Origin of the sequence: Alkalilimnicola ehrlichii MLHE-1, assembly GCF_000014785.1 — a bacterium.
In the GTDB taxonomy this organism is placed as follows: Bacteria; Pseudomonadota; Gammaproteobacteria; order Nitrococcales; family Halorhodospiraceae; genus Alkalilimnicola; species Alkalilimnicola ehrlichii.
The window spans coordinates 1,218,927-1,234,565 of record NC_008340.1; the positions used below are offsets into that span (position 1 = coordinate 1,218,927).

The 15,639-nt window shown below is 67.0% G+C and carries 10 protein-coding genes and 1 pseudogene; 4 read left to right on the forward strand and 7 right to left on the reverse strand.

Annotated features, from left to right (window positions below; genetic code table 11):
* Positions 1 to 18: 18 nt before the first annotated feature.
* Complete coding sequence (locus MLG_RS05380; protein WP_011628797.1) at positions 19 to 4,401, forward strand: DUF7379 domain-containing protein; 4,383 nt, start codon at positions 19 to 21, stop codon at positions 4,399 to 4,401.
* A 41-nt stretch (positions 4,402 to 4,442) separates the two neighbouring features.
* Here MLG_RS05380 and MLG_RS05385 read toward each other — a convergent pair whose 3' ends face one another.
* Entirely contained in the window at positions 4,443 to 5,222 is a 780-nt protein-coding gene (locus MLG_RS05385; RefSeq protein ID WP_011628798.1) for a metallophosphoesterase, read from the reverse strand.
* A 183-nt stretch (positions 5,223 to 5,405) separates the two neighbouring features.
* On the opposite strand from MLG_RS05385, the gene MLG_RS05390 reads away from it, so the two are divergent.
* Complete coding sequence (locus MLG_RS05390; RefSeq protein WP_156774638.1) at positions 5,406 to 5,798, forward strand: hypothetical protein; 393 nt, start codon at positions 5,406 to 5,408, stop codon at positions 5,796 to 5,798.
* Positions 5,799 to 6,034: 236 nt separating this feature from the next.
* On the forward strand, positions 6,035 to 7,075 hold the full coding sequence (locus MLG_RS05395; protein WP_011628800.1) for a diguanylate cyclase: 1,041 nt from the start codon (positions 6,035 to 6,037) through the stop codon (positions 7,073 to 7,075).
* On the opposite strand, the gene MLG_RS05400 is transcribed toward MLG_RS05395, so the two are convergent.
* From MLG_RS05400 to MLG_RS05405, 3 genes and pseudogenes are all read right to left on the reverse strand, one after another.
* On the reverse strand, positions 7,072 to 8,631 hold the full coding sequence (locus MLG_RS05400) for a sensor domain-containing diguanylate cyclase (protein WP_011628801.1): 1,560 nt from the start codon (positions 8,629 to 8,631) through the stop codon (positions 7,072 to 7,074). The two genes, MLG_RS05395 and MLG_RS05400, sit on opposite strands and share 4 nt — an antisense overlap.
* A 243-nt stretch (positions 8,632 to 8,874) precedes the next feature.
* A pseudogene (locus MLG_RS15925) lies at positions 8,875 to 8,958 on the reverse strand (transposase domain-containing protein); the annotation flags it as partial.
* A gap of 366 nt (positions 8,959 to 9,324) precedes the next feature.
* A complete protein-coding gene (locus MLG_RS05405) occupies positions 9,325 to 9,762 on the reverse strand; it encodes a DsrE family protein (RefSeq protein ID WP_011628802.1) in 438 nt (145 codons plus the stop codon).
* Positions 9,763 to 9,943: 181 nt separating this feature from the next.
* Here MLG_RS05405 and MLG_RS05410 point away from each other — a divergent pair, with 181 nt between their 5' ends.
* Positions 9,944 to 10,489 carry a cytochrome b gene (locus MLG_RS05410; protein ID WP_011628803.1) on the forward strand — a complete coding sequence of 182 codons (546 nt, stop codon included), beginning with the start codon at positions 9,944 to 9,946 and terminating at the stop codon, positions 10,487 to 10,489.
* On the opposite strand, the gene MLG_RS05415 is transcribed toward MLG_RS05410, so the two are convergent.
* The 3 genes from MLG_RS05415 to MLG_RS05425 are packed head-to-tail and all read right to left on the reverse strand — an operon-like array spanning position 10,461 to position 15,567.
* A complete protein-coding gene (locus MLG_RS05415) occupies positions 10,461 to 13,568 on the reverse strand; it encodes an efflux RND transporter permease subunit (RefSeq protein WP_011628804.1) in 3,108 nt (1,035 codons plus the stop codon). The two genes, MLG_RS05410 and MLG_RS05415, sit on opposite strands and share 29 nt — an antisense overlap.
* Positions 13,565 to 14,932, reverse strand: coding sequence for an efflux RND transporter periplasmic adaptor subunit (locus MLG_RS15380; protein WP_011628805.1), 1,368 nt, complete (start codon positions 14,930 to 14,932; stop codon positions 13,565 to 13,567). The genes MLG_RS05415 and MLG_RS15380 overlap by 4 nt, the downstream gene beginning before the upstream one ends.
* Positions 14,929 to 15,567, reverse strand: coding sequence for a TetR/AcrR family transcriptional regulator (locus tag MLG_RS05425; RefSeq protein WP_011628806.1), 639 nt, complete (start codon positions 15,565 to 15,567; stop codon positions 14,929 to 14,931). The genes MLG_RS15380 and MLG_RS05425 overlap by 4 nt, the downstream gene beginning before the upstream one ends.
* Positions 15,568 to 15,639 lie beyond the last annotated feature (72 nt).

The following is a 15,639-nucleotide window of genomic DNA, read 5'->3' on the forward strand; positions in this document are numbered from 1 at the left end:
CCGCAGGGAGAAGCGGCCATGGCGATTCACCTGCACTTCGTCGGCCGCGAGGTCGAGTCGGACGATCCGGATGCCGCGGTCTTCGAGGTGGGCTCGCCCTCCCGGAGCTACGATCTCAGTTGGGTCCGCAGGGACGTCGAATGCGACGCCACTGCGCTGATCGAGATAGAGGATGACGACGAGTGCATCCTCTGGACCACGGCGGAAGATCTGGCCGAGGACGAGGCCGCCCGCCGGGGGCACCTGCGCGGAGAGGGCGACGCCGATATTGCGCTGGATGCATTGCTGGCGGGCGCGTCCACGAGCTCGCGGGGCGTGCTGCGCCGGTTTGGCCGGGTGGTCCTGCGGATCTTCGGGCGCCGGGTCGCCGACGAATTTGCCGGCAGGTCCGCCAAGGCCATCGCCGAGTACTGGGAGGGCCAGGTCACACCGGGCCACGGGCTGTACCGCTGCGACCGCCCCGAGGGCCCGGACGCCGTCGACGAGGCGCAACGTGTGCGCCAGGGCGAGGGCCTGCCCGGTGACGGGCCACTGCTGCTGCTCCTCCACGGCACGGCGTCCAGTATCGCGGGCAGTTTCTCCAAGCTCGGTGGGTCCCCCAGAGGTGATGAGCCCACCGTATGGGCCACGCTACAGGCCCATTACCGGGCACCGGACGGCCGCTCGCGCATCTGCGCCTTCCAGCACCCCACCCTCAGCGCCAGTCCCATCGACAATGCCCTGCAGTTGGTTGACGACCTGCCCCGGGGGGCTGAACTCCACCTGGTCACCCACTCCCGTGGCGGGTTGATCGGCGATCTGCTCTGCCTTGCCGGGCAGGATCCGTCTGCGCTCCGGGGTGGCCTGGAGCAGCAGTACCGGCGCGACGAGCAGTGGCTGGCGGCCACCGGTCGTGATCTGGACGATCCCGGGATCGCTGCCCTCGCGGAACAGGACCGGGCCGACCGGGAGGCGCTGCTGCAACTGCTGGAACGGCTCCGGGACAAAGGGATCCGGGTGCTCCGCTACGTGCGGGTGGCCTGCCCGGCGGCCGGCACCTCTTTGGCCTCCGAGCGCCTGGACCGACTGCTGAGCCTGCTGGGCAACCTCATCCGGTTGCTGCCGCCGGCCAACGGGCCCTTCTTCAACGGCGTGATCCGGCCGATGATCCGGGCCCTGGTCGCGCAGCGATTCAGCCCGGACCGGTTGCCGGGGCTTGAGGCGATGCTGCCCCACGGGCCCTTGGTGCGCTGGCTGAACCTGGCGGCCCCCGAGGCGGATGCCGAGCTGGCGGTGATCGCCGGCGACGCCGAGGGCAGCGGGTTGATCCGCCGGCTGGGGGTGCTGTTGCTGGACCGGCTGATCTTTCCCGGCCGGCACGATCTGGTGGTGGACACCCGCTCCATGTACGAAGGCCTGCGGCGCCGGCAAGGGGTGTGGCAATACTTCCAGAGCCGGCCCGACATCTCCCACTTCAACTATTTCGACAACCCTGACTCACAGCGGGCGCTGGTCGGTTGGCTGCTGGAGACCGACGACCGGGCGCTGTTCCGAAGCCGCGATGCCGAGGCACCCTCCCTGGCGGCCGAGACCTTCAGCGGTGTGCTGGGCGTGAGCCGGGGTGACCCCCACCGGCCGCTGCTCTTCCTGCTCCCGGGGATCATGGGCTCGCAACTGAGGGCGCGGGAAACCCGCATCTGGATGGTCCGCCGGCAGATCCTGCTGGGCCGCATCACCCGGCTGGCCTACGGCCGCAGTGGGGTGGAGACCGATGGGGTCTTCAGTCGGTATTACCAGCCGCTGGCCGAGTATCTGGCCGAGACCCATGAGGTGCATGTCTTCCCCTACGACTGGCGGCTCTCCATCGACGACGCGGCCCGGCGCCTGGCCGCAGAGGTGCGCCGGGCCCGCGGGAGCGGGGGGCGCCCGGTGCGGTTCGTGGCCCACTCCATGGGCGGGTTGGTGACCCGGGCCATGATGGCCAGCGACCCGACCTTGTGGGCGGAGATCTCGGAGCAGCCGGGCTCGCGGCTGCTGATGCTGGGCACGCCGAACCGCGGTTCGTTTGCCATCGTCGAGGCACTCCTCGGGCACGACCGGCTGGTGCGAATGCTGGCGCTGCTGGATCTGCCGAACAGCCTGAACCGGATCCTCGGCCTTTTGGCCGAGTACCCGGGGGTCATGGATCTGCTGCCCCAGGACGGCGAACTGGACCTCTACGACGTGGCCACCTGGAGCCGCCTGACCCACCACAACGGCCGCTTCGGGCACGTGCCCGAAGCAGAGCGGTTGAGGGGTGCGCGGCTGCGCCGCGACCGGCTGCCGGCGCGGGTCTCGGGGAATGACCCCATCGTCTACGTGGCCGGTCAGGCGCCGCTGACGCCGGCCGGTATCCGTATGGACGGCAGCGGCGACGGCCGGCTGCGCTTTGTCGGGACCACCGAGGGGGATGGCCGGGTCACCCACGCCGCCGGCGAGTTGCCGGGGGTGCCGCGTTGGTTCTGCGACGCGGTGCACGGCGATCTCCCCGCCACCCGCTCAGCCTTCCCCGCCTATCTCGACCTGCTGGAGACCGGGCGGACAGACCGTTTGCCCACGGAACCGCTCAGCCGCCGGCGTGGCCTGGGGGCAAGGGAGTTCCTCTACGACCCTTCGCCGGCCACCCAGCCGGATGAGGCGACACTGATCGCGGAGGCCCTGGGGGCCTCCGGGGACGCAGACGAGGAGGCGGGCCGCCCCGGCCTGACGGTCTCGCTGGTATATGCCGATCTGGCCCAGGCGCGCCACCCGGTGCTCTGCGGGCATGCCGTGGGCGATGTGATCTCCGGGGCCGAGGCGGCCCTAGACGAGGCCCTGGGCGGGGCACTGTCCCGGCGCTACCAACTGGACCGCATCCCGGGCCGGGTCGGCAGCACGGCGGTGATTCTGCCCGACGGATCGCAGCGCTCGCCGGTGCCCGGCGCCGTGGTGATGGGCCTCGGTGAGCTGGGCGAGCTCAGCGCCAACGTGATCGCCGAGGCCAGCTACGCCGCCTGCCTGGACTATCTGTTGGCGGTGGCCAGCCCGAGCGACGGCGCCTGGGTCGGGCTCAGCGCGATCCTGGTGGGCGGCAATAGCCCGGCCGCCCTGCACGAGGCGGATATCATTCGATCGATCATCCAGGGCGTGGTCCGGGCCAACCGCGCCATGGTCGAGCAGGCGAATGGCACCGGTGTGGCGATCACGGAGTTGGAGATCCTGGAGCACGACGGCCTTCGTTTCCAGGAGGCCTGCCAGTTCCTGCGCGCCGATACCGGCCAACTCAGCGAGGAGCTGGGCACGGACCTCGTGCTGCGCCGGGAGGAAAGGCATCCCGAGCCGCGGGTGGAGACCGGCAGCCTGGCAGCGCGGCGGGCGACCCGCCGTTGGCGCCGGCTGATCGTCACCGAGCAGGAGCGGCCCCCGCTGTTGAACTACGAACTGCTGGGCCTGCGTGCGCGAATCCCCGGTCGGGCGGTGGACTTCGATCCGGTCACGGTGGCGCGGCTACTGGCGGAGGCCATGAGCGATCCGCGCTTCGACCGCGAGACCGCCAATGCCCTCTACCATCTGCTGATCCCCAACCACCTGGGCGATCAGATCGATCATTTCGATGCCCTGATGCTGATCGTGGACGAGCGGACCGCGCGCCTGCCCTTCGAGATGCTGAGCAACAACCGCCGCCCCGGGGCGCGGCCCTGGGCGGTGCGCCAGGCCATGGTGCGCCAGTTCCGGACGCCCGAGTTCCGTCAGACCCTGAAGCCGGTGCGGGCGCAGAGCGCGCTGGTCCTGGGTGACCCGGTCACCCCCTTGCCGGAGTTGCCCGGCGCCCGGGCGGAGGCGCAGGCCGTGGCCACCGCGCTGCTGGGCCAGGGCTACGATGTGCGGCTTCTGTTACAGCCGCGCGGGGCCGATGTGCTGCGTGCGCTGTTCGCCAAGCCCTGGCGGATACTGCATGTGGCCGGGCACGGCATCCACGAGGCCCACGGGGAGGCCCCCGGGGCGTTGCGCAACGGCATCCTGCTGGACGACGGCGCCCTGCTGGGCCGCCCGCAGATCAGCGAGCTGCCGGAGACCCCGGACTTCGTGTTCCTGAACTGTTGCCACCTGGGTCGCATGGTCCAGCTCACCGCAGAGCAGCGGGTACGGTTTCAGCACTTCGCCGGTACCATCGCCCGCAGCTTCATCAACATCGGCGTGCGCGGCCTGGTGGTCGGGGGCTGGGAGGTCAACGACCGGGCCGCCCAGCGCTTCGCGGAGGTCTTCTACCAGGCCCTGCTCAACGGCGAAGCATTGGGCCTGGCCGTGTTGCGTGCCCGCGCGGCCTGCTGGGCTCAGTTTCCCGATTACAACACCTGGGGGGCCTACCAGTGCTACGGGGACCCGGACCTGCGGCTGGTGTGAGGCGGACCGGGCCCGAGGGGGCTGGCGAGCGTACTCGCCGCCTAGGGCACGAACACCACCTCACCGCTCTGCGGGTTGACCAGCGTCAGCCCGAAGTCGGTGGTGCCGCGGGTCACCCGCACGAAGGCCCCGGTATCCAGGCAGACGTGGGACAGGCGCCGGCGGAGGGTGCGACCGACGGTGTGGCCGCAATAAGTGGTGGACAGCGATTCACTGCGCTCGGGCAGGGGGCTGCGCAGCCGCCCCATGAGCCGTCGGGACCAGAGCAGCGGCGTCGGGTCGACGCCGGGCAGGCCGGCGTCGATGTCGGCGTCACTCAGCAGCCCCTGTGGCGCCCCCGGACTCACCAGTTCGGCATGGACCAGTTGAAAGCGCCCGGCGCCGCTGCCCACCACCAGCACATGGGGCAACTCGGCCTGCATGTGGAGCAGGGGCATCAGCGGGTGGTCCGCGGGGTCGGGATCGAGCAGCAGGTCCTGCGCCCAGGTGTCGGCGCCGTTGGCCAGCAACAGGTGGGCCGCCTCGATCCTGCGCAGGGACCCGGGCGGTGCCTCCAGCCAGTCCCGGATCATATCGTCGTGATTGCCCCGTACGCTGTGGAACCAGGACGCCAGCAGCAGTTCCAGGCAGGCCACCGACTCCGGCCCCCGGTCGGTCAGATCGCCCACGCACAGCAGACGGTCGCCCCCTTCCGGGTTGAAGTCGACCCGTTGCAACCCCTCATTGAGCAGGGAACGGCAACCGTGCAGGTCACCGACCACCCAGTCCCGGCGCTGGTGGTTAGGCGGCAACCGCTCAATGATGGTCTGGTGTCGAGCCATGACAGGTCTTCCGTTGCGTAGTATCAGGCTAGCAGCGGTGGCAGGGAGCTGACTCTTTAGGTAGTTCCCTCTAGGTAGAGAGACGAATTACCGCGCAGGGCCCTTCGGCATAACCTGACAGTGAATTCGGCGGGAGCACAACCGCCGGACCCGAGACCCAACTCAATGCCTGAGGTGACCATCATGAAGACCTTTGTTATCAAGACTGCGACGGCCCTGACGCTCGGTGCCGGCCTGGCCGTTTCCGGCCTGGCCGCGGCCGAGAACTGGACCACCCACGTGGGCCAGGTGCGGGCGGATCTCCCCACCCAGTCGATTGCTTCCAGCGGTGTGGGCAGCGGGGAGAACTACCAGCACTTCGTCGGCCATGTGCGGGCGAACGGCCCCCGTGAACTGAGCCCGGGCGAGGTCCTGGTCAGCGAGAACTACGTGCCTCACATCGAAGCGGTGCGGAATAAGGCGCGGTTCGACCAGGTGGCTGCGGACGAGCTGCGTGGCAAGCGCGAACAGGCGCAACGGGATACCCGCCACGGGATTCAAAGGCCCATCGGCGGCGGCCGGGAGGGATTCCGCTGAAGCCATGGTGTGTGACGGCGAACAGGGCCCCTGGTGAACAAAGGCGTTCCCAGGGCCCTGCCTTTTGATCACAAAAAATGAACATATTTCATCTATTGCCTTGTCCCATCGTTTGTCTGACTATATTGGTCAGACAATGACCCGGCGTGCCGTGCCCGCTGGAAGCGTGCCGGTTGTCCGGATGACTGATGTTCAGAATAAGTAGGCGCCAAGACATGGCGCACGGGAGACTGTGGATGGAGCAGGCAGACCGGAATCAACTGAACGAGGCGGTAAACCAAGCCTTTTTGCGCTATCTGGACACCTGGCTGAGGAAGCGTGATGCCGCTGCGTTGCATGACCTCAACGGGCCGCTGGTGCATGGCTTCGGGACCGGTGCCAACGAGTCGGTCTATGACCCGGACGAGGCCCGCGAGGTCATTGAACGGGATATCAGCCAGGTGCCTGAGCCGTTTGAGTACGCCGTTCGTACGGCCAAGGTGACGCCGCTGTGCACGGACGTGGCGCTGGTGGCGGCGGATATCGGGATTCGCAACACTATCCTGGCGCAAGGGCAGGAGCTGGCCCTGGACCATCTGCGCCTTACCCTGGTCTTCCGATACATTGACGGGGCCTGGCGACTGGAGCACCTGCACGGCTCCTTTCCCGCCACCGAGCCTGATGGAGAAGAGGCCTGGCCGTTGCAAGCGCTTGAGGACCGTGCGGCGGTGCTTCAGCGCAAGGTGTGGGAGCGTTATCGCGCGCAGGAGGCAGCCCGGCAATGCGAGGAGGGGCAGGCCAGCACCGATGCGCTTACCGGCCTTCCCAATCGCGAGAGGATGGATGAGCTGCTGCACCGGGAGGTGGCGGGCCTGAACGGGCAGTCCGGGGCCCTGGCGGTGATCCTGATTGACATCGACCATCTCAATCTGGTCAACGAGGGCCTTGGCCAGGAAGCGGGCGATCGGGTGTTGGCCGACGTCGCCAATATCTTGCGCGATCGGATTCGCGTCACCGATGCGTTGGCGCGGTGGGGCGGGGGGGCATTCCTGTTGGCCTGCCCGATGACGGACGGCCTGGAGGCCGAATACCTGGCGCGGGCCCTGCGACGGGCCGTGGCGGAGACGGATTTCGGGTTGGGTTTCCCGTTGACGGCGAGTTTTGGGGTTACCGCCCTGCAAGCGGGGGATACCGTGCCGGGGCTGATTCGGCGGGCTGAGCGTGGCCTGCGCCAGGCCAAAGAGGCGGGGCGGGATACGGTGCAGGTGGTTTGTCGGGAGGAGATCGTGCCGGGCTAGCGCCGCCTGAAGGCGCTGACCAGCGTCTGGCCCAGTCGGCCCATCACCGATGGCTGCCCCAGCCGGTGCACCACCCTGAGGCCGTCCGGATCCGAGGCGACGAGCGCTGCCCGGCCGATCGCCTTGGCGTGGTAGGCCGCCTCATCCGCCTCGGCAAGCAGTTCGCGGGCTGACACCTCCGGTTCGCTGCGGGGGTCGACGCTGCGCATGCCTATAGAGGCTGTCACCTGCAGGGACTTGCCTTCGCGGACGGCATAGCGCGTCTCGGCGGCTTGCTTCAGCACCCGGGTCAGCGCCGTCTTGGCGGTTTCGCCACCGGTGTTGGGCATGACAATAGCGAACTCCTCGCCGCCGTAGCGGGCGACTAGGTCGTCGCCGCGCACCAGCCGGGAGAGTTTCTGGGCGAAATGGTTGAGGACAACATCGCCCGCTGCATGGCCGTAGTCGTCGTTTACCGGTTTGAAGCGATCCAGGTCGGCGAAGGCGACGGTGACCGGCGTGCCGGCGGTGCGGGCATCCTCCAGGGTGACCTCCAGGAAGGAGAAGAGCTTGCGGCGGTTCCAGACGCCGGTCAGTTCATCGCGCAGGCTGGATTCCTCCAGCTGACGGGCGCGTTCGCGTAAGGCGTCGGCCTGGCTGTTGGCCTCATGGGTCGTTTTGAATTGGGACAGATTCTGGAACAGTAGCACCTCCCGCGCCTGGTCCATTACGCCGACCATGATCTGCTCGTCGAATTGGCTGAGATCCAGCAGGGCAAGGTTGCCCTTGATCGCCTCGTCGGCCTCGGTGATCAGTTGGTAGAGTTGCTCTGGTGACCAGGCCCAGCGCCGGGCGACCAGGTCCCGGCTATTGTCCAGCTGCCCGCCGGTATCGTCGGCAAGCCAGATCCCCACCAGCTCGTCCGCCACCCCGACGACCTCTACCAGCGCTTGGTCTTCGTCGGGGATATGCGGCAGCCGCCGGTCCAGGTCCCGGGTTGCCCAACTGACACTCGCCAGGTAGTCCGGCAGCCGCCATTCATTGATCAGCCAGGCCCCGACCTCCGCCGCAAGCTGTGCCGCCGCCTGCTCATCACTCGTCCAGCCGGGGTGGTCGGCCGGGGTGATGCTGTCCAGCACCAGAACACCGATATCCTTTAACAGCCCGGCGAGCATTGCCTCTGCACCGGCCAACCCGCGCGATTTCGCAATCAGTGCGGCTACACTGGCGACGCAGGCGGAGCGGCGCCAGAAGTGTTCATAGTCCAGGCGACCGGCTTCCAGACGGCGGATGGTGGTGAACAGACAGAAGGACAGACTGAGGGTGAGGGTGGCATCGTAGCCCAGCACCATCTGGGCCTCGCGGAGCGAGCGCACCTCGCCCACCCGGCGAAAGGCCGGCGAATTGCTGGCCCGCAGCAGGCGCGCGGAAAGGGCCGGATCGAGTTGGATGGCCTCGTACAGTTCGCGCGGCTGGGGCTCGTTGCTGCGCGCAATGTCCAGGATACGGACCGCTGCCGGTGGGAGAGAAGGGAGAGCAGGGGTGGCTTTCAGGCGCCGTTTCAAATCCGGGTCCATTCGATCTCCCTTTATTATTGTTTACTCTTTAAAAAGGCAATATATGGGTTAGTTCACAAAATGTAGGTATCGATTGAGTCCTGCAGTATGATCGTATGGTGTGCGGCCACACCTAAGCTTAGGTAAATACTTCTGAAAGATTAATACCCTTTGGCGCGAGCGGTCCACCCTGCCCACCGACCGGTTTCGGCCTCAGGCCTTTATTGTCCCGCCCCAGTTCTAGCGCAGCATGGCCTGAATAGCCTAGCCGGTGTCCGCGGCCGGTGGGCGTGTGAGCACGTCCTTCAGGTATTCAAAGGGCTCCAGCCCGTTGGCCTTGGCCCTCTCATTCCGGCAGCGTATTCCCGCCCACCGTGGAGAGTGGTTCCGGGACCATGACCGCGATTCCGGCGTCAGGCAAGAGTTGGTTGCGCTCCGTCTGGAATCACCGGTCATGTTCGCCGGCGTACGCACTCGGACCATCTGCGCCTCCCTGCAACCGGGCGATGCGTCCCGGGGCTGATTCGGCGGACCGAGCCTGGTGTGCACCAAGCCAATAACGCGGGCCGGAATACGGTGCAGGTGGTCTTAGACCCTGAGACGGAGGTGGTAGGGCCCTAGCCAAGGCGCCCCGCGGGGTGTCCCGGTGAAACATATGGCCGCCGGTTGGGGCAGGGCTGCCCCACCGGTGGAGTAAGATCAATAGACCATCGATCAGAAGGCGGCGATGCGGGTCGCACCTTGCCAGAATTCACGCAACTCTGAAGGGTCAGTGACCCCAATACCGCCGATTAGCTCCTCGGCGGGGTCTTCCGTTCCGGTTAAGGCGTATTCGCAAATATCGACCCGGATGCCCTTACCCATCAGGTCCTGCATCAGGCTTTGAGACGTCTGGTCCCGGTCGGGGAGGGTGGGCCCATCGTATCCCTTCCTGGCCAAGGCCGCTCCGCTCCCGCAGAGCACAATGCGGACCTCTTCACCTCGGTCATGGAGTTGTTGGCCAATGTCCATCGCCAGGCCCTGAGAGAGGGAGCTGCTGGAGTTAACGCTCAGTATCATCCGTTTTACGTCGACGTCAGTGGCTTGAGCTGCTGCGGTGCCCATCGAGAGTAAGGCAACCGCTGCCACGATCAGTGTCGGGACAATGCGCATAAGGGGCTCCCGGCCGAATAGCCAAGTGTTTGGGTGGGTTGTTTAGCCACTATAGCAGGCGGATGGGGGTTCGGACCGACTGTGGATCAATGCATGCGAGCTGCTTCACGATAAGATGTGCATGTCCGCGAATGTAAAATATCGCGCGTTATTGCATAGGAATACAGTGGGTTTATGCGATATGTCATATGCACCGAATGATCAGTACAGCTCGCCCTCCAAAGTCCTGCATTGGTTGAGCGCTTTTCTCATCATTGCACTCATCGCCGTGGGGTGGTGGATGACCGGGCTGTCGGAGGACAACCCCATCCGCGGCAATGTCTATAACCTGCACAAAGCACTTGGTGCCATTACGGTGGTCTTGTTGATAGCGCGCCTGGCGTGGTTCCGGGTCCAGCCCCCGCCGGGGCCAGTCTCCGCATTGCCACGCCCGTTGCGGCGGCTGAACGTGACGGTGAAGGTTCTACTCTACGCCCTGATGCTGGTAGTGCCGCTCAGCGGTTACGTCATGTCCAATGCCGCCGGCCATCCGGTTTCGATGTTCGGGTTGTTCAGCCTGCCTTCGCTGGTGCCCGAGAGTCGTGGCCTGGCGGGAGCGGCGAGCACCCTGCACACCTGGTCGGCCTATGTGCTGCTGGCGCTGATCGGGGTCCACGTGGCCGGGTCGGTTAAACACCGGCTTACCGACCGTGGTGGCCCTACGGATGTTCTTCAGCGGATGACCTGAGGCGTCGGGCCCGGTGCTCGTCGAAGATCACGTACAGGGCCGGGATGACAAACAGGACCAGCACGGTGGACGTGGCCAGGCCAAAGACCACAGAGATGACCAAAGGTTTGATGGCGTCCGCCTGGGTGCTGGACTCCGCCAGCAGGGGCAACACTCCGGCGGTGGTGGTGCCGGACGAAATCAGGATGGCCCGCAGCCGGTCGCGGCTGGCCTGGCCGGCGGCACGCACGGCGGACAGCCCCGCGTCCCGGTGGGCCTTGATGAACAGGATGAGCAGGATGGCGTTGTTCACGACGATGCCGGCCAGGGAGGCGGCGCCGACCAGCGAGGGCATGGACAGGTAGTAGCCCATCAGCACATGGCCCCAGAGCGCGCCCATGAAGGCTAGGGGAATGGCCACCATGACCAGCAGCGGCTCCACATAGCTGCGGAACTGGAAGGAGAGGATCACGTAGATCCCGATCAGCCCGATCAGCAGGGCCCGCCGCACCGACCCTCCCGTCTCCGCCGAACGGGCCACCTGGCCCTCGAAGCCCACGGCCAGCGTGGGGTGAGCGGCCTTGAAGTCCGGCAGCCAATGGTTTTGTAGGTCATTGACGATGGCCTGGGCATTCGCCACCCGGGGGTTCACGTTGGCCTCCACGGTGACTGTGCGTTGGCCGTCCACCCGGGTAATGCGCGCCCACTCGCGGGCTGCCTTACGTTCCGTCGCCACCGCCAGCGGTATGCGTTGGCCGTCCGGCCCGAGCACGGTGAGCTCCTCCAGTGCATCCAGGCGGTTGCGGTCCCGCTCGGTGTGGCGGACCAGGATTTCCACATCGTGGGCGCCGATGCGCAGTGTGCCCCCCAGTTCCCCCAGTATGGCGGCGCGTAGCTGGCGGGCGGTTGCCTCCGCCGTGAGCCCCAGCCCATGCGCGCCTTCCGCCATGCGGAACTGGTATTGCGGCTTGCCGGGCCGCAGGTCGTGCAACACGTTGTACACGCCTTGGTACGTGCCCAGGGTCTCCTTCAGGTGCTCCGACGCCTGCTGAAGTTCGTCGAGGTCGTCGCCGCTCAGGCGAACCTCAATGGGGGTGCCGGCTGGGCCGAAGCCAGGCTCCTGAATGACCAGGCTGTGTACGCCCGCGATGGGGCCGATGGCCTCACGCCAGGCAGCGGTCAGAGTTTCCAGGTCCACCGTGCGGCGCTCCGCGGTGAGCAGGTCGACGCTGAGGGTGGCGACATGGGGGCCGGGCTCACCCGCACTGGGGTTGTGATTGAATCGCACCTGCAGGTTGCGCACCAGCGAGGCACCGTCCGGCTGCTCCGGTGTGAGACGCTCATTCAGTTCTGCCATGGCCTCGCTCACCTGTTTGGCCACCGCCTCGGTGCGGGACAGGGGGGTTCCCTGGGGCATCAGGATGCGGGCCTCCAGCACATCGCCGTCGATGTCGGGCATGGCCTCGGTACCCAGGTGGCCACCGACCAGGTAGCCGGCTGACGCCAGCAGTATCACCAGGGTGCCGGCCAGCACCCCATGGCGGAAGCGTATGGCGCGGTCGGCCAGGCTGCCGACACCTTCCCGGAAGCGATCAAAGGCGCGGTCAAAACCTTGCCGAAGCCGTGAGTTGCCTTTGGACTGAATCCGGTCGAGACCGCCCCGGAGGTGGTGGGGCAACACCAGGAATGCCTCGATCAGGCTGGCGGTGAGTGCGGCGATGAGCACCACCGGCAAGACCTGTAAAACCGCGCCCAGCTCACCGGCCAGGAAGGACAGCGGGGTGAATACGACTACCGTGGTCAGGAAAGAGGAGATGACCCCCGGCAGCACCTGACGGGCACCTTCCACCACGGCCTCCAGCGCACGGCTGCCGGCTCGGGCGCGGGCGGAAATGTTGTCGGTGATCACGATGGCGTGGTCCATTACCAGGCCGATGGCCATCAACAGCGCGACCAGGGTGATCATGTTGAGCGATAGTCCGGTCAAGGCCATGACCGTGAACGCGCCCAGGAACCCCACAGGCAGCCCGATGCCGGCCCAAAGGGCCAGACGCGGGCGGAAGAACAGGCTGAGCACTAGCAATACGAGGATCAGCCCGAGCAGCCCGTTGGAGACCAGCATTTGCAGCCGGTCACGGACGATCGAAGTGGCATCTTGGGTGACGGTCAGCGTCAGGGCCTCGCCCCAGCGTGCGCGCTCCGTTTCCAGCAACCCTTGCATAGCCTCCATGACATCCAGGGCATCGGCGTGGGTGGCCTTGTGCACCTCCAGCAGGACGGCGCGTCGCCCATTCATGAGCACCTTCTCCTCCGTGTGTTCCCGGTGCTCGCTCAGTCGGGCGATTTCGGACAATCGCAGTTCCCCACCACCTTCATCGGAGAGCACGACCAGCTCCCCCAGGCCGACGAGGTCGTGGCGTTCGTCGGTGAAGCGCAGCAGGATCTCCCGGTCAGGGGTTTCCAGCGTGCCCAGCGGGCTGTCGATATTCTGGGCGGCAACGCGGGCGGCCAACTCAATGGCGGACAGACCATGCTGTGCGAGGGCGTCATGGCCTACCTCCACCTGCCACTGGCGCTGGGAGAGCCCATGCGTGATGACGTCGGCCACCCCGGGCAGGGCGATCAGGCGATCCTCCAGCCGCTGGGCGTAGGCCTCGTGATCGACCAGGGAGAGGTCCCCGGTGATCGCGACAGCGGCCACGAGGTCGGTGCGGTGCAGTTCCCGGACCACCGCCGGGTCGGCGCGCTCCGGGAAGTCGGTAATGGCCTTGACCTCGGTGTCGATGTCACCCAGGAACCGCGCCATGGTGCCGCGGGGGGCCATGCTGGCGGTGGCCGAGGCGCGGTTGTCCTGGGCGGTACAGACGAATTCGTCCAGGTGTTCCACGCCTTTGACGGCATCGTGCAGACGCCGGCAGATGTTGTCCTCCACGTCGGCGGCGCTGGCCCCCCGGTACGCCACCTCGATGCTGACCTCGCCGGGACGGTAGTCCGGGAAGGTCTCCCGCTGCAGGGTGGGGGCCGCGAACAGGCCGACCGCCACCAGAATGACCAGCACCAGGTTGGCGGCGGTGGGGTGCGCGGCAAACCAGCGGATCATGGCTGTGTGCCCTCGGCCCGCTCACGTACCGAGGCCTCCAAGGCCTCGTCGCGTCGCGGGTCCAGCAGCATCCCGCCTATGGCTGGCACGACGTCGTCCACCACCACCCGGTCCCCCGGCGCCAGCCCTTCCGCCAGGACCGCCAGGCCCTCCTGCCAAAAGGCCACGGATACTGCTCGCCGCTGAAGGCGGTCCTCCTCGTTCACGAGGTAGACCTCATCCCGGTGAACGGCGTGGGCCGGGATCACCAGGCGCGGTTCGGTCAGGGGCTGGCTCAGTTCTGCCCGCAGGTACATGCCGCGTACCAGGGGCGGTCGGACGGGGGGCTGGGCTTGGCGATAGGGGTGATCCACCTGCAGGACGACCCGGGCGGTGCGGGTCTGTGGATCGAGGCCATCAACGACGCGTTTGACCTGGGCAGGCCAGACCACACCGTCCACACCCACCAGCGTTGCCTTGGCCTCCAACCCGGACAGATCCACCCGGGGCAGTGTGGCGTCGTTGGCCACCGTCAGCGGAGGCGGAGTGTCACCGCCCAGCAGCCGGCGCATTTGCTTCACCGGCACATGGGCGGTCAGTTCCGCGGCTGCAATGTTGTCCGCCCGGAACAAGCGCTGTCCGGCGTTGACATGCTGGTGGCGCTCCACCTCGACGTCGTGAACACGCAGGTCATAGGGGGCGAAAAACCGGGTGTCAGCCAGATCCTGCAAGGCGTGGTCCAGCCGGGTCTCGGTCCGCGCGCGCTGGGCCTCCAGTCGCTCGCGCCGGGCTGGAAAGAGCAGCAGTTGATTCTGCAGGCTCTGCACGGCGTGCTCCTGCTGCAATGTCACGCGCTCCTGCTCATCCCGTTGAGCGCTGGAGACCGCCCCACGCTCGGCGAGGCGGCGCACGCGGTCCAACTCCTGCTCCGCCAGGTCCAGCCGGCGTTGCTCCAGGGCGAGCAGCCGGCGGGTATTCCGTTCCTCGTCGTCCAGCTCGCGCCGTTCCGCCCGCAGGGAGGCGAGTTCGGCGCGGGCCTCACGCTCTGCAAATTCGTATCGGCTGGGGTCGATTCGGAGAAGTAAGGCCCCTTCCGGGAGGAGGTTGCCGCTCTGCAGCTCCGGGTGCCGGTAGATTACCCGACCCGGCACGTTGGCTACGGCCGCCCAGGTCTCGGCGGGGCGTGCGACCCCATGGCCCCCGACGCGGACCCGGAGGGGTAATAGCTCGGCCCGGATATAGCGTACGGCGTGTGAGGCTTCCGGCGTTTCGATCCGCTGAGGGGGCTCGCGCAACAGGACCAGGGTGACTGCGGTGGCCAGCCCGATCAGCAGACCCAGAAGGATGGCGGCCGGACCGGACCAGCGATGGCGCATGAGCGTCATGGCCGGGCCTCCGGCGGATCAACCTTTGGCGCATGGGGGGTGGCGATACCCTGAAGGTAGAGTGCGAAGACGCGCGGCGCGACGGTGGCAGCCTGCCGCATGTCGCCACTGATCAGTGCCTGGAGCACCAGCCCCTGGATTGCGCCGATGAACTGGGTGGCCGCTGCCTCGATATCCAGGTCCGGGCGCAGCAGGCCGGCCCTGCACCCGGCCTGAAGGAGCGTCTGCAGCCGTTGCCGGTATTTCCGAAGCAGGGCCTGTGCCATCTGGCGTGCCGGCGTCGGCTCGGGGTGTTGAAGCTCACCCAGGATCAGGCGGGGGACGCCGGGGTGGTGGACGATGAAGTCCACGTGGGTCAGGAAGAGCTGCTCCAAGGCGTCGGTGGGGCTGTCGGCCGCCTCGATGGCCTGGTCGGCCCGGCGCAAGAGCTGTCCACTGGCCCAGTCCACCACCGCTTCCCAGATGGTGGCCTTGCTGGGGAAGTGTCGGAACAGGGCCCCCTGGGTCACCCCCATGCGCTCGGCGATAGCGGCCATCGTCACTCGCGCCGGATTGTGTTCGCCACAGAGTGCGGTCACCGCCCGGATGATCAGGGCCTTGCGCTCCTCGGCGGGCAGACGTTGACGATCTGACATGTCGGACCTATTAAGATAGTAACTACCCACTATCCTAAGCGTGGCCCATGTGTTTGTCTATGGGCTTGATCC

Excerpts from the sequence above, each read along its gene's own strand:
- MLG_RS05390 (WP_156774638.1), top strand. The coding sequence starts at position 5,406 with ATGAAGACCTTTGTTATCAAGACTGCGACGGCCCTGACGCTCGGTGCC.
- MLG_RS05410 (WP_011628803.1), top strand. The coding sequence starts at position 9,944 with ATGTCATATGCACCGAATGATCAGTACAGCTCGCCCTCCAAAGTCCTG.
- MLG_RS05415 (WP_011628804.1), bottom strand. The coding sequence starts at position 13,568 with ATGATCCGCTGGTTTGCCGCGCACCCCACCGCCGCCAACCTGGTGCTG.
- MLG_RS05380 (WP_011628797.1), top strand. The coding sequence starts at position 19 with ATGGCGATTCACCTGCACTTCGTCGGCCGCGAGGTCGAGTCGGACGAT.
- MLG_RS05405 (WP_011628802.1), bottom strand. The coding sequence starts at position 9,762 with ATGCGCATTGTCCCGACACTGATCGTGGCAGCGGTTGCCTTACTCTCG.
- MLG_RS05395 (WP_011628800.1), top strand. The coding sequence starts at position 6,035 with ATGGAGCAGGCAGACCGGAATCAACTGAACGAGGCGGTAAACCAAGCC.
- MLG_RS05385 (WP_011628798.1), bottom strand. The coding sequence starts at position 5,222 with ATGGCTCGACACCAGACCATCATTGAGCGGTTGCCGCCTAACCACCAG.
- MLG_RS15380 (WP_011628805.1), bottom strand. The coding sequence starts at position 14,932 with ATGACGCTCATGCGCCATCGCTGGTCCGGTCCGGCCGCCATCCTTCTG.
- MLG_RS05400 (WP_011628801.1), bottom strand. The coding sequence starts at position 8,631 with ATGGACCCGGATTTGAAACGGCGCCTGAAAGCCACCCCTGCTCTCCCT.
- MLG_RS05425 (WP_011628806.1), bottom strand. The coding sequence starts at position 15,567 with ATGTCAGATCGTCAACGTCTGCCCGCCGAGGAGCGCAAGGCCCTGATC.